Origin of the sequence: Dehalogenimonas formicexedens (assembly GCF_001953175.1) — a bacterium.
GTDB classification, from domain to species: domain Bacteria; phylum Chloroflexota; class Dehalococcoidia; order Dehalococcoidales; family Dehalococcoidaceae; genus Dehalogenimonas; species Dehalogenimonas formicexedens.
The window spans coordinates 1,643,589-1,665,463 of the sequence record NZ_CP018258.1 but is presented as its reverse complement, the minus strand read 5'-3'; the positions used below and the strand labels follow the sequence as shown (position 1 = coordinate 1,665,463).

The following is a 21,875-nucleotide window of genomic DNA, read 5'->3' as shown; positions in this document are numbered from 1 at the left end:
CGACTCTTGGAGAACTGATTCCCAACGATCATCCTGCGCGGTTCGTGGCCGAGCTTGTGGATACACTTGACCGTGCGGCCTAGATAGAATTAGAAATTGGGATCGACGGAGAGCCGTTGGGTGCCCCGGCTTATCATCCGAGGGCACTACTGTGTGTCTGGTTGCATGGTTTCATGACGGGGATTCGTTCCTCACGCAGACTTGAAGCAGCCTGCCGAGACCAGGTGCCGTATCTGTGGCTAACGGGATGGCAGCGCCCCGATCACAATACCCTGTGGCGATTCTACCAGGCTCACCGTGATGCGATGCGGAGACTACTGAAATACACAGTGGCCACCGCTGTCGAACTGGACTTGATTGACTTGGCGGTGCAGGCGGTGGATAGGACGAAAATAGTGGCCAATGCGGCCGGTGACCGTACCTATGATGTCGCCGCATTACAGCGTTTACTCAATCGTACGGAAGCGGCAATCTCCGAACTGGAGGCACGAAACGAGGGCGGCGATGACTCTCCCCAACCGCGGTTACCGGAAGCATTGCAGACGGCCAAAGAGTTACAGCAGCGGGTTAAAGGCGCCATGAATCGCCTAGCGCAACAGGAAAGAGTAAAACGGGTGAATCTAACCGATGAAGATGCCCAGCTGATGAAGGGGCGAAGCGGGATTATCACCGGCTACAATGCCCAGGCAATGGTCTCTTCATTAAACCCTGAGACAGCCAAGGGAAATGGCATGCTGATTACGGCTGCCGAGGTCGTGAACAGTGCTTCAGACTCAGGCCAATTGGTTCCCATGCTGGAGCGAGCCGAAGAGATAACAGGGCAACGGGCCCCTGTTACCCTGGCTGATGGCGGCTACCATACCGCTGCCGGCCTGGAAGCCGGTGAACAGCGAGGTCAACTCCTGGTGATGGGGGAACGATATAAGGATTCTTGTACTGGTCCTTATTTCAAAGACCAGTTTGACTATGATGCCGCCAGCGACATTTACACTTGCCCCCATGGCCAACGGCTTCCTTTCCGCGGGCTGCGCAGGTCCAAGCTCACTGGTTCACACTCGATCCGCATATATCGAGCATCGAGGACGGTCTGCCGGGCTTGTCCCGCCTTCGGCGTTTGTACCAAGGACAAACATGCGGGGCGTGCACTCCGGATTAGCTCTTCCGAGGTACTGTTGCTCAAACATCGACAGTGGATGCGCTCGGACGAAGCACGCAGTTTGTACGCCCTTCGCCGGGAACTGAGTGAACCTACCTTCGGAATCCTCAAAGACCAGATGAATGCCAGGAGATTCCTGTTGCGCGGTCTGGCCAACGTCAGAGCGGAGTTCAACTTACTGGCAACTGCGTTTAACTTGCGAACCCTATGGCGCGTTTGGGCTAAGTCAGGGAGACGAAGCACCAGAGCCAGGGTAGAAATCGCGGATAACCTGGCCACCAATGTCCAAATGCACCGAAACTTCGGTCTAAATCCTGTAATGCTATCCGCTTGGAGTTTCGCATATTAAATCCTGTCCCTCATTTTGAGACAGGCTCTAGAGTCGGACTCCACCGGAAACACGGATGGAGTGGGTGGATTGTAACCTTTTTTAACCAACATACAAAATATTGGTTAAAAGTGGTCTTGCACCATTTTCAATGCCCAGTTAGAGAGATTTTTGTGGTTTATTGGTCTTGGCGTCTACACCTTAGACTCGTCGTTCGATAAGGTAGTCGGTCAGAGCCCTCAATGCCCCACGATAGGGGCTTTCTGGCAGGCGGTTAAGCATTTCTTGAGCCTGTGTCGAATATTTCAAGGCATGGCGGTAGCTTTCTTCAATAAAGCCACCACTTTTTATCATGTCGATGGCCTCTGCGATTTTATTATTGCGTGCCACGCCTCGTATGAAATCTGAAATCGGATTGGCGGCTGGGTATCTTTCCATTAAAAGGAGCGGCGGTAGTGTGATCGTTCCCTGTCGCAAATCCGAGCCCACTGGTTTGCCCAACTCAACCTCGGTACCGGTAAAATCCAAGATATCGTCAACAATTTGAAATGCCAGCCCCAGATTAAATCCGAAATCGCTCAAAACCTGAATCTGTTCCTCGGTACCTCCAGCCAGAATGGCTCCGGATTCACAGGACATCTTTAACAGTGCCGCCGTCTTGCATGCAATGCGGTCCATATACCCCTGCAAGCTTTGTTCCAAACTGAAAGCAGCCCGAGCCTGCTTGAGTTCACCCACCGAAATAATTCGCAATGTACTAGAGAAAAGCTTCACCACTCGGAGTTCATGGGTAGTAGCAGCGAACTCAGAAGCCCGAGCAAATAAAAAATCACCCAGTAGAATGGCCTTTTCCACTCCCCATAGCTTGTTCGCCGTCTCTCTTCCCCGACGGAAATCCGCTTTATCGATGGCGTCATCGTGCACTAAGGTAGCGATGTGCAGTAGTTCATTGGCGGTAGCCATATTGAGCATACGACTCGTTACCCCATCGATGCACCGGCCAGCCAGAAAGGTCAGAGCCGGCCTCAAGATTTTACCGCCGCGCAAGACATGATGCAGCATGGCATGGAGCTCAGGAAAATCGCTTCTCCACTGCTCAGTTAGGTCGGAAAGATTAGCCTCGACATCGGCTAAGTCCCTGGCCACCGGTGTATATATAAGTTTGTAGTCCAAATTACTTTCAGTAACCTCAGTACTTCAAATTTCCCCTTCTGTATTCTATACCTGTTTTTGTCATTTATTATTTATCGTTTGTTTTAAAATATTTGTCCAAGGTTATGCCACTGAAGGAGTCAGGAGGTTTACCAGTGTCAGAAGGTTTAGTTGGTGAACTATCGATGGCTTTGGTGAACTCCTTGGTCATATCACTAGTGATTTTTTGAAAACTGCGCATGAACTCCCCAGCCTTTTTAGCGAATTCGGGGATGCGATTGGGACCGAAGACAAGGGTAGCTACGATGAGAATAGTAACGATCTCAAAAGTACCTAGACCGAAAAAGTTCATTGTTGGTTATTACCCTTTAACTTCTACATGCTAAAACTTCAGGAACCACTTCTCCCCTCCCAAAGCTAAGCCTTAGGAGTATCTTCCGTTTTGGAGACGACCGCCTCTGGTGTCCCGGTAATTGTTGCCGACTTCACTTCTTTTGGCTTTTCTTCATCTTCGCCGGAGGATCCATCCCTGAACGACTTAAGACTTTTGCCAATAGCTTCACCCACCTGAGGCAGTTTCCCGACGCCGAAGATGAGGAGAATGATTACCAGAATAATACATAGTTCCAAGGGGCCCAGTCTGAATGGCACACTATACCTACTTTTGAGGTGTACTCCGTCTTAGGTGCAGTTACAAGGAGACTATCGGAGGCGTGCTTTACCTGTGCCGCCTTTCCTTCTCTATATGACGTTCGCATAACACAATCTCGTTATGACTGGGGTAAACTTCCAAAGAAACCAAATTATATGGTAATATACTTCCAGATAGGTGTCAAGTTTTGACCGACGCTAACAGTTATGCCACAGAGAGGGATGACCAAATGTGGAAATATTATGCGTTTAAGATTGCAGGATTCAGTCTGTCCTACTTACCTAGAAACCTTGGCTACTTTGTCGCGAGTCTAGTCGCAGATTTCGCTTACACCTTCTTCCCTACAGCGAGGGTTGGAGTTGCTGACAATATGAGGCATGTCCTGGGGTTTAACGTAGATGATATTGTCCTAAGAAGGGCTGTGCGCGAAGTACTAAAGAATACAGCCAAAAACTATTTTGACCTTATAAAGTTACCGCACATGGAACTTGATGAAATCGAGCGCCATTTAACTGTCCATGGCTGGCAACATCTTAAAGATGCTCTAGAGCGGAAGTGGGGTGTTGTGTTGGTCACGGCTCACCTGGGCAGTTTTGATATCGCGGCACAGATATTTGCCATTCGATCGGTCAAAACAACAGTCTTGGTAGAGGCTTTGAAACCGCCGCCTCTGCTTAATCATGTTACTGCCTTGAGAGAGAGCCATGGCGTCGCTTTCATGCCAGGCCGACCGGGTGCGCTGGAATCAATGATGCAGCTACTGCGAAGCGGTGAAGCAATATTGATGGCTTGCGACCGTAACATCAAAGGGAAAGGCATAACATCGGTCTTCTTTGGTGAGGAGGCTACTCTGCCCACGGTAGCTGTCAGAATGGCCATGCGCACCGGAGCGGCTATTGTCCCCATCTTTAATCGACGCGAAGATAATGGTAAATATGTTATATATGTAGAACCAGCCATCGATGTTTTCACCACTGGAAACGGCGCGGTAGTAAAAAACGTAGAGCAAATAGCTCAGGTCATGGAAAGGTATATTAGACATTGTCCCGAACAATGGGTTACTCTTAAGTCTATCTGGGCAAAGAGTTAAGAGTAAAAATTGAAAATACATAGAAAATCAGATCGTTAAAACGGATACTATTAAAATGGAGCGAAAAAATACAAGAGAGTAAGTCGAACGAAAAGCATCCGTTGACCTTACCCCATCTTTAGTGCCAGATGCATCTTAGTGTTTCCGTCTAGTTCCATGAATTCCTGGTGTGCCAATCCATCCAATGAGCTATGAGGTCTGACAGTATTATAATCCATTCTCCATGCCTCGATAACTTCTCTGGCATGTTTTAGATTCAGAAACCAGTTTGTGTTCAGGCATTCGTCGCGTAGTCTGCCGTTGAAGCTTTCTGCGAAGGTGTTTTCAATAGGTTTGCCGGGGCGGATGAAGCTGAGCTTGACCCCTTTGCGAAACGCCCACTCATCCATAGCTTTACCGGCAAATTCTGGCCCGTTATCCACCACGGTGATGGCTTCGGGCAAGCCGCGCATAGCCGCCAGTCTTTCCAGGACGCTGATCACCCTGACGCCACCCAGCGAGGTATCGACCTCGATTGCAGGGCATTCCCGGGAATAATCATCGACGATGGCCAGGGCCCGGAAGCGCCGGCCGGTTACGATGCTGTCAGTCACAAAATCCATGCTCCACTTCTGATTGGGACGAGATGGCGCCGACATCACAACACGGGCGCTGGCAGCTCCTTTACGGCGTCTCTTCCTTCTTAAAGCCAATCCCTCTTCCCTGTAGATGCGTTCGGTCCGCTTGTGGTTGACTACCAGTCCCTCTCTTTTGAGCATGATGTGGAGCCGCGGGCTGCCAAACACACAAGCCCTTATGGTATCCCTTCTCTGTAGCCGCGAAGCCAGGTCCGGCTCATCATTCTAAAGCATTCGCCACTTTTGCTTTATTTCAGACCACAGCAATTGTTAGACTAGTTTCAGATATCTTGTGGGATAAAATTAGATGAATTTCACTTACTTCATGCCGATGGCCGATGAATCGTACTTATAAGGGTCAAATCGACCACCGTCACGGTGAATCTGGCCCGCCCCGAGTCGAGGATTGTGAAGTGAATTACCCCCCCCAGCAAGCTGGGGGGCATCAGGAGGGGAAGAAACGGGCCACCCCGCCCTTGCGATTCATCCCGCCAGCAAGCTGGCGGGTATTCTCGCTCCTTTTCTATAAAAAAAGGGAGCCGGGACGAACCCCCAGACTCCCTTTAATTTGAGCTTTCTCCTGTCGATCAGCCCTTGAACTTGGTGACAGCCAAACATGCGTAGTGTGATCTGTAACCGTTTATCGGGCATTGGCCAAAGCCGTTCCAAAAGTCGAGGAGATAGTGATGGTAATTCTGATACTCTTGTTCACGGACTGCTAACAAGCAGTCCGTGAATATCCTGACGCAGGCCCCTTTACTCCCCCACAAAACGATGACCGATGGCGGGCAGGATACATCAGATTCCGTCCTGAACCCATCGACTCTAAGCTTAGATAGCTTCAGATTATCGAGCCAGAAATGGCCGCCGCCGGCACTGTAGGAGCCAAGGTAAATGTCCTTACCCTCCAGTTCTTTAAGTATTTCCATGAGACGCTTTGCGGCTACCCGCTGCTTCTTCCGTAGCGGTATCTGGGCGGCTTTCCGGCCAAGTCTGACCGTGGTTTTCGGCACCGGCTCCGCCAGCTTAACGCCCTGAAACAGATCGAGTTGACCTGCCATGCTTGTTACTCCTTCCGTTCAGTATTGGGCATGGGTATCCCTTTGAATTTGGTAGTGGTTATTGGTTTAGGCCACCAGGACGAGCTGGTTGCCGCTTTCGATTCTCTTCTGCTCTTCCGCCGCGGCGCCGATAGGTAAGGATTTTCGGACTTCCGAAATAGAGCCCTTGATATGGTCAATACGCCCAATATCGCCGATGAGATGTGCAAGGCGCTCGTCGACGTATTGTGGGATGTCGTCTATTCCTCTTGCTGCAATTGCTACAATCCTGGCCTGTTCCAGCGGTTCGGCGGCCTGGTCAATGAACTCCTCGACCATGTCCATTGCTTCACTTACCTTAAGGGCACTCCATTTGATAGGCATAGTTTCACCTCTATTCGGGCATTGTTACCCCTTCGTATTTGCCTGCTTTGATAACACCTAACTGGCACACAGGTTCTTGAGTCAGTACTCATCGGGGAAAAGAATTGTCGTTGATGACCGGTCGGCTTCGGTGATGATCCAAATCTTAGGTAAGCCCTCGCTCTCATAAGACGAGAGCAGTCTGAAGCCTTGCTCCAGGCTCAGCTCGTTCTCTTGGTTGTCTGCCTCATCGAGGTCGCCCCAATCGCCTTTGGCGTGGCGGTTCAGGCAGCGGGGCATGAACTCAGCGAACTTGGGGTTTTCTCCGGCCAAGGCATACACTCCCCGGGTGGCCACCACCTGGCCTAGCGGGACAGTGGGATTGGTTACCAGCAGCGCATCCATATTTATCACCTCCTTTCCATCGTCTTCGGGCAAGAGTAAGGGGTCGGTACTTCATGCTTCTCGACCCCTTCTCTACGCCCTGGGCGGCCTTATTCGGTTTTCTCGATGCCTTCCCCGCCATGTCTGGCGGTAAGATGCCTGGCGCATTCCTTCTGGATGCTCTCCGCCGTCGCTCCGATCTGGCTGAAAACGCCCAGTTCCTCATCCTCGTGGTAGAGCGCCACCATGTGGTCGTCAAGGTTTTCCAGCCGGAAACCGCGGTCGGCATGCTCGCCGAGTTCCGGTATCCTTTGTTCTTTCATCCTTCTCTCCGTTTCGCCTTTCTTGCCCTCGCCGGTATTTCAGCCAAAACAAAAGGGGATATTCCCACCAGCACAGGTAGGAATATCCCCTACGAAAAAAGAAGCACAAAAAGGGGCGTTAAAGCCCCTTCATGTGCGGCTGTTTTGTGAGTTCAAGCGTTTCAGTTCAGGCTTTAGGCAACGGCGACTGGTTCTTTCGCCTTGCTATGCTTCTTGGTCTTGGGCTTCTCGGCCTTCGTGATGGCCTCGGCCTCGGCGACAGCTTGGGCGACTTCCTCGGCGGCGACCGGCTCGGCATCCGGCTCGGCGACCGCTTCGACTATCTCAACCTTCGGTTCGGCGGGTTCGGCGGGTTGGCTCGCTTCTGTCTTGTCCCCGCTTTCGTGGGGAGTCTCGGCGGCCTTGGCTTCGACCTTCGGCTTCTTGGCTTCCGGCAGAAGCATCGGCATGACCACCAGCTCATAGTCCGGCGCGGCAAAAAGCATCGGTGACTTCGCGTCAACGAGTTTTAGCTCCACCATCCCGCCGCAAGCCCTCAGAGCTTCGGCGAGATAACCCCCGTCAAGCCTTATCTTGATAGGCTCGCCGGTAGTGTCGGCGGGTATCTCGGCCTCGCCCTTGTCGTCGGTGTTTGCCATGACCACCTTGCCGTTGCCGATGGTGAGGTCTATGGCGTAGGCTTTGACGTTGGCAATGACCTTGAGTGAGCTTACCGCCTTGAGCGCCTCATTGGTGTCGAAGCTGGCGCGGGCGCTAAAGTCGGCGGGTATGAGCTTCTCATAGTCTGGAAAGTTACCGGCGCATCCCCGCCATCCATAGCGGATTAGCTCCGTGTCCAGATTGAGGTCCATCCCCTCGCTGTCTTTCCTCTTTTCAAGTGACAGCCTTACCCGTCGCGCCCGTCGAAGAGCGGCGGTGACGCCCTTTAGCTCATCGCGACTAACGAGAGCTTGTCCTTCATCCCCGTCGAAGTCCAGTTTGAGTACGGCGAGTCGGTAGCCGTCGGCGCTAACGAGGGTTAGCTTGCCGTCCTTGACCCGGAAGAGAACGCATTGAAGTACGGGGCGGGTGTTCTCATCCGAGGTAAACGGCAGTACCCTTGAAAGGGCTTCCGATAGCTCTGTCGCGCCGAGGTTGGGACTTACCGAGTATGACGGGCTTACCCTGATGTCGCACAGGGTAAGGGGTGTTTTTTCGCCGACCCAGGCCATGTTGTCAAGGTAGCTGGTGTTGGCTCCGCAGACCACCTTAAGGCATTTTCCGGCGACCCGCGATACGCTGGCATCGCCGTTAGACGGGACGATTTTCACGATGTTCGACCCGCCTAAAGACTTGAGGTAAGTAAGAAAGCCTTTCCGCCCAATGGTGAGGTCAAGAAGCATCGCCCTTTCGGCGAGTGTCCTTGATAAGGCGTTGACCAGTACAGCCTTGTGCGCTAAAAAGCCCTGACCTGAACGCTTGCCCTCAATATTCAGTTGTTCGATTGTCCGACCCCCTCTTGCTATCCGATAGGTGGGCAACTCCATCGGCTTCGCCTAGTAGTAAGCTATCGGCTACCCGCAATTCGCTGGCATAGCCGAAGCTCCCACTGTATTAGTTGCGGAATAAGGCCGAAACCTTTCACCCTCAAACAGTCTTTGTTGTTCCATTTTCCGAAAGCGGCAAAGGTAAATCATTTCGGCATTGGTAAGGGCTTGCCCGTCCCGCCGCTTTTCGGCGATGGCGATTAGCCTGTCGGGACAATGGAGCAGAAAAGTGCCGGCATCCAGCCAGGCATCGAGGTCTAACGCCCTGTCGTCGGCAATCAGATCGCCGAGTTCGGTGGTGTTGCCTTCATCGTCTATGACGGGCTTATTCAGGCTTTCGAGTTTGACGGCTTTGGGACACGCCGAAAAGAGCCAGTTCTCTTTACACTTCTGCCGTTGCGCCTTGCTACAGTCCCCGCAGGTAAGGCCGTTGTCTATCCGGTAACGCTTGCGCCAGTACAATGCTTGGGCGCGGCTGGCGATGCGATACATGGCGGTTTCGGTGAAGGGATGGTATCCGTTATTCCGCTCGACATCGGCAAGGGTGATGATAATGTCATGGAGCAGGTCATCCCGCTCGTCCGGCTTGGCCTTGTGGCTGAACTTCGAGGCTATGGTATAGAAGGTAAGCCATTGGCCGCTAAGGTGGTCATACCCGACCGCTTCGGTTTGCTTTGGTCTGGTGCTTCGGCTAGACTTGAAACTACGCAAGGCGCTTGTCTCTTTGGTCTGACAGGTGGCGATCTTTCCGCACCATCGGCAAACGCCTTGCCGCTCTTTTAGCACCCAAACCTTGTGACATCGGTTACAGAAGCCCCCAGGCCGATTGTATTCCCCCGCTACTGTTACGCTTGAACTCACGTTTTCCCCCTTTCAGGGCAAGCGTTCAGGTCAAGGCTTTTCATGTTCAGTTGTTAAGGTGCGTTTGCGTGTTTTTCCAGCTTCATTGTCAAACAAAAAGTCATTTTGAACACTCCGAAGAACTAGCTGTATTTACACCCTCTCCCCCGGAGATCAGAAGCGTTTTGAACAAGCAAATGCTCGGTCGGCGGTGACAGCGGCGAACTCGGGCGAAATGGAGAATAGTAGCTCGGGCTTGCCGCCGGTACTGTACCAGCGGCAAGCAGATCCAAGGAGTATTGCCAACGCCCAGTTGCTGGTGTATTATTAAACAAAACCGCTGATTTGTTTACTAACGGAAGACGCTAGTAAACGGGAGTTTAGTAATGGACACCGCGCTGTTCAAAAAGAGCCCATCGGGCAAGCTGTCCCGGGCAACCGGTGATTACTGGGCTTTTATCCCCGATCCTTTGCCTCCAAGGCTTGAGTGGGACGATGCCCTGGTATCAGTCATGTCGAAAGCCGACATAGCTCTGGGGACTCTTTCTGGCCTGGGCGAAACGCTGCCCAATCCACACCTTCTCATCTACCCTTTCATCAGGAGAGAGGCAGTCCTGTCTTCGCGTATCGAGGGCACACAGTCCTCGCTCTCTGACCTCCTGCTGTTTGAGGCAACGCAGGTTGAGAAATGGGGTGACGTCAGGGAAGTGCAGAACTATGTGCGTGCCATGGAGTACGGACTGAAACGACTGAACGAGTTGCCGCTAAGCCTGAGGTTTATCCGCGAATTGCATGGAGTCCTGATGGAAGGGGTACGTGGCCAGCACGCTACTCCTGGTGAGTTTCGCCAGTCGCAGAACTGGATCGGCAACCCCGGAGCGACCCTCAATGAGGCAACATTTGTGCCTCCGCCGGTACCTGAGATGCAGGAATGCCTTAGTCAGCTGGAGAAGTTCCTCCACGCCGAAACCAGGCTGCCCCCGCTGGTCGAGGCGGCGCTAGTTCATTATCAATTTGAGGTAATTCATCCGTTCCTGGATGGGAACGGGCGTATCGGCCGACTTTTGGTCACACTGCTTTTATGCCAGAGAAATGTTCTCAGCAATCCACTGCTTTACCTGAGTGCTTTCTTTGAACAGCACCGCGAGGAGTATTATGACCTTCTCTTGAAGGTAAGTAGCACAGGCGCATGGCGAGAATGGATAGAGTTCTTCTTGAGGGCGGTCACCGAGCAGTCCGGGGATGCGGTCTCAAGGTCACGGCGTCTGCAGGAGCTTCTGCGAAGTTATTCGCAGCTTGCCAGAGAGAAGCATTTACCGCCGACGGCCGTACAATTGGTGGAACTTATTCTCATGAAGCCAGTATTAAGCGCAAAAACGGCCCAAGAGTATCTGAAGATAACATCCCCGGGCGCCAGGAAGGCGATAAAGTCGCTCTTGGAAGCTGGTATCCTGACCGAGATTACCGGTCGTAAACGTGACAAGGCTTACGCGGCTAATGAAGTCCTTAAAGCCTTGGATGGAGAAATTACTCCCGAGTAGTCTTCCAGCAGATTAGCTGACACACCCAGCTACCCATTACCTGCATAATAGCACGTTTATCACCCCCCACGGGGTTGTGGGCTTTTGATAATTAACAAAAGAAAGCCCCCCGAATTCGGAGGGCCAGGGATATTTTGCGAGGCAATCCAATTTATGGCAGGTTAATTATTTCTTTCTCCCTAAGACTGTTTTGAAGGAGCTCTTACTTTTCGACCGAGCATACAATAATATCGTTGCGAGACTTTCGTATTAATCCTTCTGATTACCGTCCGATACTGTCGAATTCGCAAATAGTTAATAAGGGTTATTCCGATAACTTGGCTAACGCATGCGCCCAGTTATGATAGCATCTAATCCTCTGACGATGAGCAGCATAATCCTTCGGGGCATGGTGAGCATCATCAGTAGTCTCGAATGTCTGACCTACACGGTCCACCAGGTCCATGGTCACACCACATTCAATGAGTGTTTTTCTGACCATCGCTGAATTGAATGTACTCGGATTTCTCTGAATGCCTTTCTTATTCAAATATAGCCCAGCCGTTATATCACATACGACAATCCTTATCTCTTCCTCTGCCTGCTGAAGCCTAATGCTGTCGGCAGTGTTGTCCTTAAGGATCGCATCAACTTCGTCTAACCGTTGTTTCCAAGTACACCAAGGTTTCTCAATTATATTGGGGCCGTCTTTAGTGTAACCTGTTATTTCATGATACAAGCCGTTAAATGAGCGGCAGCCAATACGTAGCCGCTCTAGCCATGCTTTATTATGCGATAATACAATAACTTGTTTCCCTTTTTCTACCAATTTTCTGACCACATCAATGAACTGGACGCCATGCTCTTCGTCCCATGATTGTATTGGATCGTCAATGAAAATAAACTGAAAGGGGCAATCCGTTTTTAGGTTTGTTGCTATGCTTAAGCAGAGACCTAATGCATTAAGCTTGGACTCACTCAATGAAGATACCGCACTAACTAGGTCTTTACCATAAGACGAAGCCTTGATCTGTACTCGGCGAGATTTGATTTCACCCTTTTTTGTACGGTCCATGTCAAAACCGGAGAAATGAACGTCCGGATCGCCAGTCGTACGTATGTTATTGTACCAGTCCATGACGTCTCCAGACATTTCTGTGGTTATCGCAGCGAGCATTTCTGAACCGACGTATTGGTCAACCGTTTTGCGTAATTCTTTAAGGCTTTCGAGAATTGACTCTATCTCAAACCCCCTTTTTATCATTCCCGCTTGTTCAGTAAGGTCAATAAGGACGCCAATGTCTTCCGTACCAGCAAGCGAATCCAACTCGTGTTTAAGAACTTGATTCGCATCCGACATTCTTGGAGCAAAAGTATTTATCGATTGAATCATAGATTTAACATGATTAGCGTACGTGATTAGCGCACTTCCCAGTTCTTTTATGAGATTAATATCCTCTTTTGATTGTTGAATAGACATCTGTACTTTGTTTAAAGAGTCGCCGACATTGAGATAGAGCGGTTCTAATTCATCCTTTAGTTTCTGCAGGTCTGTTATTGCGGATTGGACAGCCTCGTACAGAGAGATGTGCTGAGGTGAAAGAATCTTTTCTAGTTCGGGCATCGATTTACTTATGGATAAAAACGTTGTCACTCTAGATCCATGACGCGTTTGGCATTTCTCAAGATCACGTTTAAGGCTAGCGAGCACTTCAATCAGATTTAATCTCTGGGTAACTAATTCTTTTGACCTTCCTTCTTCATCCTTGAGACCTTGATGTTGCCTTTGAATGTGATTTAATAAATCGCTGCCAAGCGCCCGCCCACAAAATGGACATTCATCCGGCTTGCAACCTAATAATTCCATTCCAACTTTGAAAAACCCGGCGCGTTTTAAAACGGCGTCTCGTGTTACTAAGGCGACCAATCCACAATATTGCGCGATGAGGTCTTCGGATGCAAAATTAATAAAGCGCTCAAATTCGGTAGAATTAACCGCACTTTCTTCAGATGTATAGGCTGATAGTGTTATACTACCCGAAAAGACCTTTTTCACCGCTTCATCTCGTGCTCGCAATAAAGCTGGCAATACTTCATCAGACGCACTACCAGGCGGCACACGTTTAATGCACTCCGTCATGGTTGCAGCTTTGAACGCTGAAAATGAGTCTTTGCCCTTTTTAAAGAACAAATGAACATTCTTTAGGCTTGGTCGTAATACAAGGCGGGTTTCCAATGCGTTAATTTGCTGTCGCAGAATTGCGGCAGCTTTCGAAATTGAGGACTCCGGTTTTGTACAAAGAGAGACAAACTCAGTTTGCATTTCCCCTAGCGTATCCAAGCCAAGTAGTTTGGCAAAGCCACGGAATCTCTGATCAGGTCCCACCAGTAACAGATACTTCAAAGCATGTTGCATTATAAAAGGTTTTGGGGACGGACCAATGTCAGGTTTAATCGGCCAAAATTCAACTGCTTTGCCATCAATATATTTATTGATATCTTCCTCACCGGATAGCTCGGCTTTGAATTCGCTGTACTGTCCATCCTTGATAAAAAGGACTTTGACTAAAGTCGTCGTCCCACAATCGAGGTGACAGTTTCGGTATGATCCTTTATATTCATCTTTTGACTCCCCTTTATCGACTTTCGATGTACTGCCATACAATAACCATTCCACCGCCTCAGTAATGCTTGTCTTGCCATAACTATTTGGGCCATAAATGAGAGTGAGAGAAGGGTGAAAGTGAATCGGCCTCTCCCCATTGAAACCTCGAAAACCTCGTATTGTCACAGTGTCAATCTTCATTTGTGACGACCTCATCCAATATCTTGGTTAACTCAGCTTCCATAGATTCAAGAGGATTGTTACCTTTGTATGCCTCTATTATGCGTTTGTGGATAGGGTCATTAACCAAGGCCGCTAGTTTCTGCAAATGCTTTTCTACTTGAGAATTCTCGGTCATAGCAACCTCCTACGAACAGATCAGGACATTGTAATACAGGCGGAGCCTATTAAACGCCCTGAATTATACCACGGGTACAATCTGGTCGAGAGAGTTGGTTTTCGAATCGTAGAAAAGAGATTAGTTAAAAGAGGGAGAGCGCCTGTATATCTAACACAGTTCAAGTGTCATGGAGTTAACGGATCCCTATATACTAAGAAGCCTCGGTATTCAAGGTTGATCCCCGGAGAGTCAGATATGCTGCTTCCTGTGACTCGGCCCGATTCTGGGATATAAGGTGAAAAGAGGATTCGCCCACATTCGCTCATCAGCCGTGATTCCTATTGCTGTAAGGCGATAATAAACCCGCTCCGGAGCCGACGGGTAATTGTCTTGAATGGCCGACGGCTCGGTCCGATCGGTGGCCCCAACCCACCCTAACCGCTTGAGCACTCCGAAGTACATCAGGAACGAGTGATACCGCATATGGGTAAATTTCCGCGACACCTTCTTAAGCTGCTTCTGGTAGATCTCTTCGGCGTATTCCTCGGTGATATCCACGCTCCGGACGACCTGCTTACTGATGATCCGTTCAGCCCGCTCTCGCGCCGTAGCCCGGGCAAGGGCTTCTTTGTATTCGTAGTTGATGTCGGCTTGCGGAGCGCCGCGTTCAGGATCAATCCTCGTTGATCCCTCCGGCCCATTCCCCAAAAGGTACTCCCGGATAAACCAGCCGCAGCCAAACGGCCGGAGAAAGCCACCCCTGCTCGGTCTCAGCTCAATCACCATAAATACGCCTCAAGCCACCCCTGCCAGCTTTTTCGCCAGTGATTCGAGGCCCTCAATGATTCTGGTGGTTACCTGGCGAATCGCCGCCAGATTTTGCTCGAGGACTTTCTTATCCTGCGCCCAGAGGGCGACGTAGGGGAAAGAGCGTGTCCCGGAATCGAAGCCAAAGTGGGCTCCAACGGCAAAAGCGGCGCTCTCGGCGATGGTTTCGGCGTCTCTTCTGGGAATATGGAAGACGCCTTCGGAGTAATAGTGCGCCACTTCATGAATCAGCGTCTTCAGCTGCTGGGCTCGGGATTCCTCCGGCCTGACCCAGATTTCCTTGCCGGAAAAATAGCCCTTAATTGCCGGGTCCTGATGCGGTCGGTGTTCAAATCCAACGAATACACCTTGGATTTTAGCAAGATGTAGAATGCTCTCGAAGAGTTCCTCGTTCGCTTCACCGGTAAGCACCGGCACCTCGAATTCAGGTAATGGCTTGCCTTCAGTCTGGCTCACATCGAAGACATAGACCACTTTGAAGTAGATCGGGCGAATCATTTCCCGCTTTTCTTCCTCTTCGCCTTCCTTCTTTTTGTCCTCGGCACCAGCAGGTTCAGTCATTTTGGCCGACTTCGACGGCAGGCACGGCGCCAGGATAGCGATGCCCTTCTCGCCTTTCTTCACCCAGCGATAAAGATCCTTCCAAGTATTGAAACCGCCTACCCTGGTGGCGTCGGGTTTTTGAGCTGCAATGAGAATGAGGTTGCCGATGCTGTAGTCATGGAATTTTGACATGGTGAGCAGGAAGTTTCGGAAATGCTCGCTCCCCTGGATGCCTTCGACGCCCTCTTTTAGCTTCTTAAGGACCTCGTCGATGCGGCGCTCTTTAGCTTCCGGCTCGATGGAGAAGCTGTAATCCGGTACCGGTGAGCCAACCCAGCTCACCAGGTCGTAGTTTCGCGGATAGACGATCTCACACTTACTGGAAGCACTGCCTGTTGCCAGTAAGAGTTCAGGTTCAGGGTTAACGAATACCGTTTCAGCCAGATGCTGTGATAAGCCAACCATGACGGCGCCGACCGCCAGCCAGCCGCCAAGCGAGGCGATAGTAGTTACCCAATCCGGTGTTGCAGCAGGCATCTCCGCCAAGTCCAGCCAGTTTACAGAGGCTATGTCACCCACTTCGATGCCTTCCAGATCGCCGGCGTTGACTTCAATAAAGTAACGTGCCGGCGAGGTCGAGGTCACCAGGTAACCGGGCGGTACGTTGCGGTAGACCTCGGTCACCGTGAAGGTGTCCGAAAGGAAGGCGATATCCAACGGGAAAAACATCGGCGCCGTGGTCACCTCGATGACCCGCGGCGAGCCGAGGTCAAACAGCATCCCGGTCCGCGGCTCAAGCGCGGGTAATCCGCCCAAGCCTTGCGTCAGTTCCCAGGGGGTGGCCGCCACCTCGGCGAGCCACTCTTTGTCTCCGATGGTAAGGCGTACTTGGCCAGCCATTAGCGCCTCCCCGGGATTCTCTTGATACCGTTGGCCTTACTTTCGAGTCCCATCTGTTTCGTCTCGAAATCGGTAGTCCCGATATCCGAGCCGCCGAACATGGCCACGTCGAAGTTACGATGCCATCTGGCCGAGGTCTTGAAATCGGTTTTCTCTTCGAACTTTTCACCCCGTGATCGTCTGGGCCTCATACCCGGCGGCGCGATGCCAGACATGCCATCGAGAAAAGACTCGCTGGTCGTATCCTCGCGGTAGCTCCGCGGGGCGTTCACCCCGAACTCTTCATGATTGGCGTATTTGCCCATAGGTTCCTCCTTTTACCAACTTGAAGCCGCAACTTTCAGGTACGCAGCCAAGCTCAAAGTCCCTGACTGTCGGAAAGGTCCAGCAGCCCTCGGGACGATCTCCCCAAATCCGGCAAGCTCCCTTCTCAAGATCCAAGTGCGGGCACCAGCCTTTTCTCGGCGCCATTGCCGCACTGCCATCGGGCACCTCGTATATCCAGCAAATGCAGCACTGATAACAGCGGCTGCAGCCTCCCGCCAGGAGCATCGGCTCTTCCTCAGTTTTAGTTTTCAGCGTAACTTTTTTCCATGCCATGGCTATGGATAAGCCTGGTAAGCCCAGGCCCTCTGCGCCCCATCAATGGCCGACGACGACCAGTTGCTTATTCTGAGCCTCAAGGTGCCGTTAGCTGGACAATAAGTGGCGACGCAGGCCAGCCCCGTTTCCAGATCGGACTGACACTGGGCAAAGATTTTGTGTCCGGTCGTTATCCCGGCTACACCCACGTCAATATTGGTCGTGGAGGCCTTCGCAATACTCGGCGGGTCAACGGCGACCGTTCCCTGGAGAACCGCGCCGCCCCCTGAATCGCCATCCAGCAGCATCTTCTTCCAGCTCACTGCGGTTTACCGAAGCGGATCTCCCCCGGTTTCGGTTCGGTGGCAAAAATGCTCCGGTACCTTTCCTCAAGCAGTTCAAATCGGATCATCTCAAGAACGTACAACACCGTCTGGATCTCCGCCTTGTGCTCAGAGAGCAACTCGGCTACCGCATTGTGGAGGGTTTCCGCTTCTTTCAGTTTTTCGTCGCGGTAGGTCTTTTCGAACTGTTCCATCAGGTCCTTGGTTTTCATCTATCCCCCTTATGGCACCCAGATATATGGGTGCTTATCACCGGCTGTGGAGTTATAGTAGATCTGGCCCTCGACTTCAGTGCCGCTATTCGGGGCGGCCGCAGCCACGTGCACCACCGGTCCGATGAGCTGTTTCTGGTTGCAGTTGAGGTTTGCCAGGAGAGGCCCCAGGGGATGCCGGTGGTCGGCGCGCACGAACTTGTTGGCCGCGCCTATGGCCGCTGCCTGGCCGTCAACGGCCGCCAGGTCGCCCAGGAGGGCCTCCGGCACGTCATGCTTATGGTCTTGTCTCGATGCGCTGTCCGCCACGCCGGCTGAGGCGGCGGCGAAATCAGCATCCACCGGCACGGTGTCGGAGAGGACGGCGACCTCTCCCTCAAGCACGATTTTCTTCCAGGTCATGAATTTTCCTCCTCTGGTACATAAACCCAGTAATTCCCGGTAACAGGGTCAAGGTAGAGCCTGCCGGATAACGGCGTTTCCGCCCGGGACGCTGAAAAGGATTTCACTAGAGACGGCCAAATAGCGAAGACGCAGCCCGACACGATGATCGCCTTCATCATAAAAGACAGCATTTCATCTTCGAATTCTTCTTCCACACGCTAACTCCAGAGCTTCTGATACCATTCTTTCTGTTCCTCACCCGACACCTTGCGGTATTTCATGGTAGTGACAATGCTCCGATGACCCAGGTGCTCTTGTAGCAGCCTTAGCCCGTCGCCGGAATCGTCGGCCTTCACTGCATGGACGGCGAAGGCATCACGCAGCCGATGCGGGCTGACGTTGTGGGTCTTGCCGCTTTCGGCGTTCACCAGGCGCGGGATACCGGCGCGCTCGGCGCAGTCCTTCACGATCTGCCAGGCGCGGTTGCGCCTGAGGTCGAAAAGACATTTTTCACTGTGTCTCTCGACGGCGCCGCCGCGGCCGATGTACTCTTTGAGCATGCCCAATGTCACTTCATCGACCGGCAGGGTCCGATAGCGATGATGCTCCTTCTCCTGGGCGACAGCCTTCTCCACCTTGTCCCCGCACACCGGGCAAAACTTGTGCCCTTTGCCCAGCCTGGCGCCGCAGCCTGGACAAGATAGCTTGATACGCGACTTCAGGTGTTCGATGGTCACCGAGCCGCGGCGGAAGTCGATGTCCTTGACCCGGAGCGCCAGCGCCTCGGACACCCGGCAGCCGAGGTGGAAGAGCAGCCGGATGAGTAGCCGGTCTCGAAGGTATTCGGCCGCGCTTTCCAGCTTCGCTACCTCTTCGATCTCCAGGTACGCCTTGCCCACTATCCCTACTCCTCGCCCATTTGCTGGGTCATCGGCATGATCATTCCCATCATTAGAAGCATCATGAGCATCGGCATCATTCCGGAAAGCATATCGCCGCTTGAAGAATTGCCGGTGACGATGATGACGTTGTCCTGTTCCGCCACGGCATCAGTGTCCTCGATCCAAACCCTGAGGCCGTAAGTGCCGTCTTCGATGCCGCCGCTTGACTTGGGCACCAGTAAGAAATCGACCACGCCGGTACCTTCGGCCTTCGTCGAGCTGGCCGGTAGAGTTATCTCCGCCTGCCCGACGCAAGCGTTAACCAGGTGCTTGCCGAAAAGGTTGGTCGAGTAAGGACCAGCCAGTAATTTCACCGTCTTATTCACGCCGACAACGTACTTGAAGGACACTGTCACCCGTACGGCGTCCCCGGCATTGAAGTTGGTCGGCGCTAGCTCCATCGGCGCAAAGGCGATATCGAGTACCACTGGTTTCTCCTAGACCTTGGCGAAGTCCGAGATCTTGAATTCGGTGATGGTCGGCTGGATTCCAGCTACGAGGAGTGCGTTCTCGTAGCCGAAGATGTAATTGGTGGTCGCTTGTCCTCCGATTGAAGGCGTACCGCCGAAGATCTTCACGTAGATGTCGTCCCAGTTGGTGTCGACGTTCGACGGGATGGTGAATGTAAATGAATTGGTGACGTTGGGGTACGGCGGCGGGGAAGTCACCTGCGGGAGGCTGAAGGTCGTCAGTTGCACCAGCTTTTCATCGAAGCCAAACATCCCATTCGTCCCGATGCAGTAGTAACCGGTAACGCCGGAGACTGCCGGTCCGGTGTACTTGAATGAAATGGACACCATCAGCCGGTCGCCGGGGGCGATGGCTACCTGCTTCGGGGCAGGGTTCATGTAGCCGAGGGGTATATAGACGCCGCCGGCCGCGGTGAAGAATTTTCCGGCAACCGGATCGTAGAAGACGCGCTGGCCGGTGGCCGGGTCGACGTACCACCCCGGCATGACCGGGTCTTCGGCAAGGGCGACGGCGCCTTCTCCGAGGGCGGTAAAGGGTTTAAGTTCCATTTCGAGTTTCTTGAGAGCCATCGTAACCTCCTATACTTTAGCGAAATCGACAATGCGAAAGTCCGAAATACTGGGCGACCCGGCCGAGGGGAAATCAACCGTCTTCGTCATTTCGTCGTCGGCATACCACTGGCCGTCGGCGCCGTACCAGAAGCTTTTGGCATGAATCGTCACTTTCTGGCCTGGCATGTAGAAGTAGCCGGGAAACGGCCAGGTTGCTAGGGCGTCGACATTAGCCCAGTCCACCGGGATAATGGCACTCGGCCAGGGCGGAACACCGTATTCAAGCGTCGCTTCGACCTTCATGCCGATCGGCGCCGAGTGGGTGTTTTTCACCCGAATGGTAAAATCCACCCGGCCTCCCGAGGCGGCCTCGGACGGCGCATCGATGGCGATGATGTCGGAGTACTGCGCCATTTAACCGTCCTCGATGTCCTCTTCGGGGCTCGATGATATGGGGAAGCTGCCATTGCCGAAATTCCCTGCCAGGCGGTTGCCAATAACGTCGACCCCGGCGCCACCAAGGAAGGCGTAGAAAAGGGCAGCGATATCGACTGGGCCGGCAAGGCTAGAGCCAAGACTGATTACCACTCCGGCAAGCGTGGACCGGACGATAGATCCGCCGAACTTGCGCAGATCGAATGATTCTCCGCTTTCCAGCCAGCCGAGCACAGCGGCGACAATACCTCCGAAGAGGGCTGCCAGGGCGATATATAGTCGTTCCATGGCCGTTAATCCTTCTTTCGGTTGATGCAGATGAACTTACCCCAGATAACGCCGCCCATGGCGATAAGGCAGCTGCCGCTCGTGGTCACCACCATACCGAAATCGGCACTGGTGGCCAGCTCAATGCCGATGCCGATTCCGGTGGCGCCGATACCGACAAGCTCGATAACAATTGCTGCAATCATGCCTTTGTTCATTTACATCGCTCCCATTACCCCTGCCATCATCATCATGGCCGACATCATTTGAACCATCTCCGTAGTTTGAGCAGCGGGCGAGGCGCTCTGAATCACCTGGCCCAGCATGGCGCCCATGGCCGGCAGCCCATATCCGTAGGCGTTGTCTTTAGAGAGTGGGACGTCCTGCGGCTTGGTTGAAAAGTAAGGGGCTACATCTCGCGCCTGGGTCCAGCGGTACTGCCAGCCCTCACCGTAAGCCCTGCGGCCGCTCTCCCAGAGGAGGCCGGTCAGGCCAGCCAGCATCGGCGCCGCGAAGCTCGTCCCCGATTTCACCAGGAAGTCTTCGTCATTTTTGTCCGAGGCCATCTCGAGGCTAGTACCCCAGATGACGAAATCGGGTTTGGTCTCGCCCTGAACGGTCGGCCCGCGCGAGGATCTCTCCCAGACAAGGAGCTCGCCAAATGTCTCAACCGCCCCCACGGCGATGACCTCCGGCTCGCAGGCCGGCAGCATGACAGTTGTCATTTTCGGCCCGGTGTTGCCCGCCGCAGCGATGACGTCCAGGCCGTATTCTTGACTCGCCTTCCGGCAGGCGACCCTAACCGGATTGTCCGGATCGCCGTCGTCCTCACCGCCGAGCGAGAGGTTTATCACATTGGGATACATTTCATCGGTCGGAAAAAGGCCGGAGGTTCTTGCCTGCTCGGCAAGGTCGCATACCCGGTCGATCCCTAGCACGATGGCCTCATCCGAGGCGATGCCTTCGTCGCCGATGACTTTGATGTTCATGATGGCGGCACCGGGCGAGACGCCGGAGTTTTCGCCCAGCGCGTGGTAGCCACCGGCAACGGTGAAGGCCACCTGAGTGCCGTGGCCGAAAACGTCGCCAGACGTCGGGGACTCGGTGAAGTTAGCCTCATAAACCACTTTGCCCTGGAGCGCCCGGTGGGTCTTTCTCACCCCGCTGTCCAGCACGGCTACGGTGAGGCCGGTGCCAGTTATCGGCGGGGTAAAATAGCTCCTGAGCAGGTAGAAGACATCCGAGATGCTCTCGACTGCCGGCGCCTGGGCGGCCATCTGGCTGGTACCATATTCTCTGAGCGGCCTGAGAGCCATGCCGGAGACAGCGGCCAATCTGTCGGCTTGAGCCTGGTCGAGTTCGCAGAAGACCTGGCCGATGACCTCGGCTTTTCTGATGTTCCCGGCGCCAGCCTTCTTCGCCTCAGCCTCGAGACGGTCGAGTGATAAACCCTTGGAAATCAGGGCGTAGCGCATTTCTCC

At 52.9% G+C, this 21,875-nt stretch carries 29 protein-coding genes and 1 pseudogene; 3 read left to right on the top strand and 27 right to left on the bottom strand.

Annotation, left to right across the window (positions count from 1 at the left end; all coding sequences use genetic code 11):
* Positions 1-116: 116 nt before the first annotated feature.
* The gene (locus Dform_RS08730; RefSeq protein ID WP_076004663.1) at positions 117-1,505 is read left to right on the top strand and encodes an IS1182 family transposase; all 1,389 of its coding nucleotides are present in this window, start codon (positions 117-119) and stop codon (positions 1,503-1,505) included.
* 180 nt (positions 1,506-1,685) lie between these two features.
* Here Dform_RS08730 and Dform_RS08725 read toward each other — a convergent pair whose 3' ends face one another.
* The 3 genes from Dform_RS08725 to tatA all read right to left on the bottom strand — a co-directional run bounded on the left by Dform_RS08725 (position 1,686) and on the right by tatA (position 3,287).
* Positions 1,686-2,657, bottom strand: a complete 972-nt coding sequence (locus Dform_RS08725) for a polyprenyl synthetase family protein (RefSeq protein WP_076004662.1) — start codon at positions 2,655-2,657, stop codon at positions 1,686-1,688.
* A gap of 67 nt (positions 2,658-2,724) precedes the next feature.
* Positions 2,725-2,988 carry a Sec-independent protein translocase subunit TatA/TatB gene (locus Dform_RS08720; RefSeq protein ID WP_076004661.1) on the bottom strand — a complete coding sequence of 88 codons (264 nt, stop codon included), beginning with the start codon at positions 2,986-2,988 and terminating at the stop codon, positions 2,725-2,727.
* Positions 2,989-3,053: 65 nt separating this feature from the next.
* Positions 3,054-3,287 carry a twin-arginine translocase TatA/TatE family subunit gene (gene tatA / locus Dform_RS08715; RefSeq protein ID WP_076004660.1) on the bottom strand — a complete coding sequence of 78 codons (234 nt, stop codon included), beginning with the start codon at positions 3,285-3,287 and terminating at the stop codon, positions 3,054-3,056.
* Positions 3,288-3,475: 188 nt separating this feature from the next.
* Between tatA and Dform_RS08710 the strand changes: the two genes are divergently transcribed.
* Positions 3,476-4,378 carry a lysophospholipid acyltransferase family protein gene (locus Dform_RS08710; RefSeq protein ID WP_076004659.1) on the top strand — a complete coding sequence of 301 codons (903 nt, stop codon included), beginning with the start codon at positions 3,476-3,478 and terminating at the stop codon, positions 4,376-4,378.
* Between the two features lie 107 nt (positions 4,379-4,485).
* On the opposite strand, the pseudogene Dform_RS08705 reads toward Dform_RS08710, so the two are convergent.
* The 7 genes and pseudogenes from Dform_RS08705 to Dform_RS08675 form a co-directional block, all read right to left on the bottom strand.
* A pseudogene (locus Dform_RS08705) lies at positions 4,486-5,214 on the bottom strand (IS3 family transposase); the annotation flags it as partial.
* 368 nt (positions 5,215-5,582) lie between these two features.
* Positions 5,583-6,056, bottom strand: coding sequence for a hypothetical protein (locus Dform_RS11465; protein ID WP_076004657.1), 474 nt, complete (start codon positions 6,054-6,056; stop codon positions 5,583-5,585).
* Between the two features lie 66 nt (positions 6,057-6,122).
* On the bottom strand, positions 6,123-6,419 hold the full coding sequence (locus Dform_RS08695; RefSeq protein WP_076004656.1) for a hypothetical protein: 297 nt from the start codon (positions 6,417-6,419) through the stop codon (positions 6,123-6,125).
* An 81-nt stretch (positions 6,420-6,500) separates the two neighbouring features.
* Positions 6,501-6,803, bottom strand: a complete 303-nt coding sequence (locus Dform_RS08690; protein WP_076004655.1) for a hypothetical protein — start codon at positions 6,801-6,803, stop codon at positions 6,501-6,503.
* 89 nt (positions 6,804-6,892) lie between these two features.
* Positions 6,893-7,105 (bottom strand): hypothetical protein, encoded by a 213-nt coding sequence (locus tag Dform_RS08685; RefSeq protein ID WP_076004654.1) that lies wholly within the window; start codon positions 7,103-7,105, stop codon positions 6,893-6,895.
* A gap of 173 nt (positions 7,106-7,278) precedes the next feature.
* Positions 7,279-8,631, bottom strand: coding sequence for a DNA polymerase III subunit beta (locus Dform_RS08680; RefSeq protein ID WP_225973672.1), 1,353 nt, complete (start codon positions 8,629-8,631; stop codon positions 7,279-7,281).
* Between the two features lie 27 nt (positions 8,632-8,658).
* Positions 8,659-9,417: a hypothetical protein gene (locus Dform_RS08675; protein WP_076004653.1), complete on the bottom strand. Its 759-nt coding sequence runs from the start codon at positions 9,415-9,417 to the stop codon at positions 8,659-8,661.
* 440 nt (positions 9,418-9,857) lie between these two features.
* Between Dform_RS08675 and Dform_RS08670 the strand changes: the two genes are divergently transcribed.
* Positions 9,858-11,012, top strand: coding sequence for a Fic family protein (locus tag Dform_RS08670; RefSeq protein WP_076004652.1), 1,155 nt, complete (start codon positions 9,858-9,860; stop codon positions 11,010-11,012).
* A gap of 304 nt (positions 11,013-11,316) precedes the next feature.
* On the opposite strand, the gene Dform_RS08665 is transcribed toward Dform_RS08670, so the two are convergent.
* The 17 genes from Dform_RS08665 to Dform_RS08595 form a co-directional block, all read right to left on the bottom strand.
* Positions 11,317-13,797, bottom strand: a complete 2,481-nt coding sequence (locus Dform_RS08665) for an AAA family ATPase (protein WP_076004651.1) — start codon at positions 13,795-13,797, stop codon at positions 11,317-11,319.
* Positions 13,787-13,954: a hypothetical protein gene (locus Dform_RS11390; protein ID WP_158513489.1), complete on the bottom strand. Its 168-nt coding sequence runs from the start codon at positions 13,952-13,954 to the stop codon at positions 13,787-13,789. The genes Dform_RS08665 and Dform_RS11390 overlap by 11 nt, the downstream gene beginning before the upstream one ends.
* 231 nt (positions 13,955-14,185) lie before the next feature.
* Positions 14,186-14,722: a hypothetical protein gene (locus tag Dform_RS08660; RefSeq protein WP_076004650.1), complete on the bottom strand. Its 537-nt coding sequence runs from the start codon at positions 14,720-14,722 to the stop codon at positions 14,186-14,188.
* Positions 14,723-14,731: 9 nt separating this feature from the next.
* Positions 14,732-16,207: an ArdC-like ssDNA-binding domain-containing protein gene (locus Dform_RS08655; RefSeq protein ID WP_076004649.1), complete on the bottom strand. Its 1,476-nt coding sequence runs from the start codon at positions 16,205-16,207 to the stop codon at positions 14,732-14,734.
* The gene (locus tag Dform_RS08650) at positions 16,207-16,512 is read right to left on the bottom strand and encodes a hypothetical protein (protein WP_076004648.1); all 306 of its coding nucleotides are present in this window, start codon (positions 16,510-16,512) and stop codon (positions 16,207-16,209) included. The genes Dform_RS08655 and Dform_RS08650 overlap by 1 nt, the downstream gene beginning before the upstream one ends.
* A complete protein-coding gene (locus Dform_RS11840; protein WP_425481074.1) occupies positions 16,490-16,759 on the bottom strand; it encodes a YkgJ family cysteine cluster protein in 270 nt (89 codons plus the stop codon). Before Dform_RS11840 ends, Dform_RS08650 begins: the two co-directional genes overlap by 23 nt.
* A gap of 50 nt (positions 16,760-16,809) precedes the next feature.
* Positions 16,810-17,112 carry a hypothetical protein gene (locus tag Dform_RS08645; protein WP_076004647.1) on the bottom strand — a complete coding sequence of 101 codons (303 nt, stop codon included), beginning with the start codon at positions 17,110-17,112 and terminating at the stop codon, positions 16,810-16,812.
* Positions 17,109-17,345 (bottom strand): hypothetical protein, encoded by a 237-nt coding sequence (locus Dform_RS08640; RefSeq protein ID WP_076004646.1) that lies wholly within the window; start codon positions 17,343-17,345, stop codon positions 17,109-17,111. Before Dform_RS08640 ends, Dform_RS08645 begins: the two co-directional genes overlap by 4 nt.
* Positions 17,346-17,354: 9 nt before the next feature.
* Complete coding sequence (locus tag Dform_RS08635) at positions 17,355-17,747, bottom strand: hypothetical protein (protein WP_076003445.1); 393 nt, start codon at positions 17,745-17,747, stop codon at positions 17,355-17,357.
* Entirely contained in the window at positions 17,744-17,944 is a 201-nt protein-coding gene (locus Dform_RS08630) for a hypothetical protein (RefSeq protein ID WP_076003444.1), read from the bottom strand. The genes Dform_RS08635 and Dform_RS08630 overlap by 4 nt, the downstream gene beginning before the upstream one ends.
* 3 nt (positions 17,945-17,947) lie before the next feature.
* A complete protein-coding gene (locus Dform_RS08625; protein ID WP_076003443.1) occupies positions 17,948-18,628 on the bottom strand; it encodes a tyrosine-type recombinase/integrase in 681 nt (226 codons plus the stop codon).
* A 5-nt stretch (positions 18,629-18,633) separates the two neighbouring features.
* On the bottom strand, positions 18,634-19,098 hold the full coding sequence (locus tag Dform_RS08620) for a hypothetical protein (protein WP_076003442.1): 465 nt from the start codon (positions 19,096-19,098) through the stop codon (positions 18,634-18,636).
* Positions 19,099-19,107: 9 nt separating this feature from the next.
* On the bottom strand, positions 19,108-19,710 hold the full coding sequence (locus Dform_RS08615) for a hypothetical protein (protein WP_076004645.1): 603 nt from the start codon (positions 19,708-19,710) through the stop codon (positions 19,108-19,110).
* Positions 19,711-19,719: 9 nt separating this feature from the next.
* A complete protein-coding gene (locus Dform_RS08610) occupies positions 19,720-20,106 on the bottom strand; it encodes a hypothetical protein (RefSeq protein ID WP_076004644.1) in 387 nt (128 codons plus the stop codon).
* Positions 20,107-20,415 carry a hypothetical protein gene (locus Dform_RS08605; protein ID WP_076004643.1) on the bottom strand — a complete coding sequence of 103 codons (309 nt, stop codon included), beginning with the start codon at positions 20,413-20,415 and terminating at the stop codon, positions 20,107-20,109.
* 5 nt (positions 20,416-20,420) lie between these two features.
* Complete coding sequence (locus Dform_RS08600) at positions 20,421-20,612, bottom strand: hypothetical protein (protein WP_076004642.1); 192 nt, start codon at positions 20,610-20,612, stop codon at positions 20,421-20,423.
* Positions 20,613-21,869 carry a S8 family serine peptidase gene (locus Dform_RS08595; protein ID WP_076004641.1) on the bottom strand — a complete coding sequence of 419 codons (1,257 nt, stop codon included), beginning with the start codon at positions 21,867-21,869 and terminating at the stop codon, positions 20,613-20,615.
* Positions 21,870-21,875: the final 6 nt, after the last annotated feature.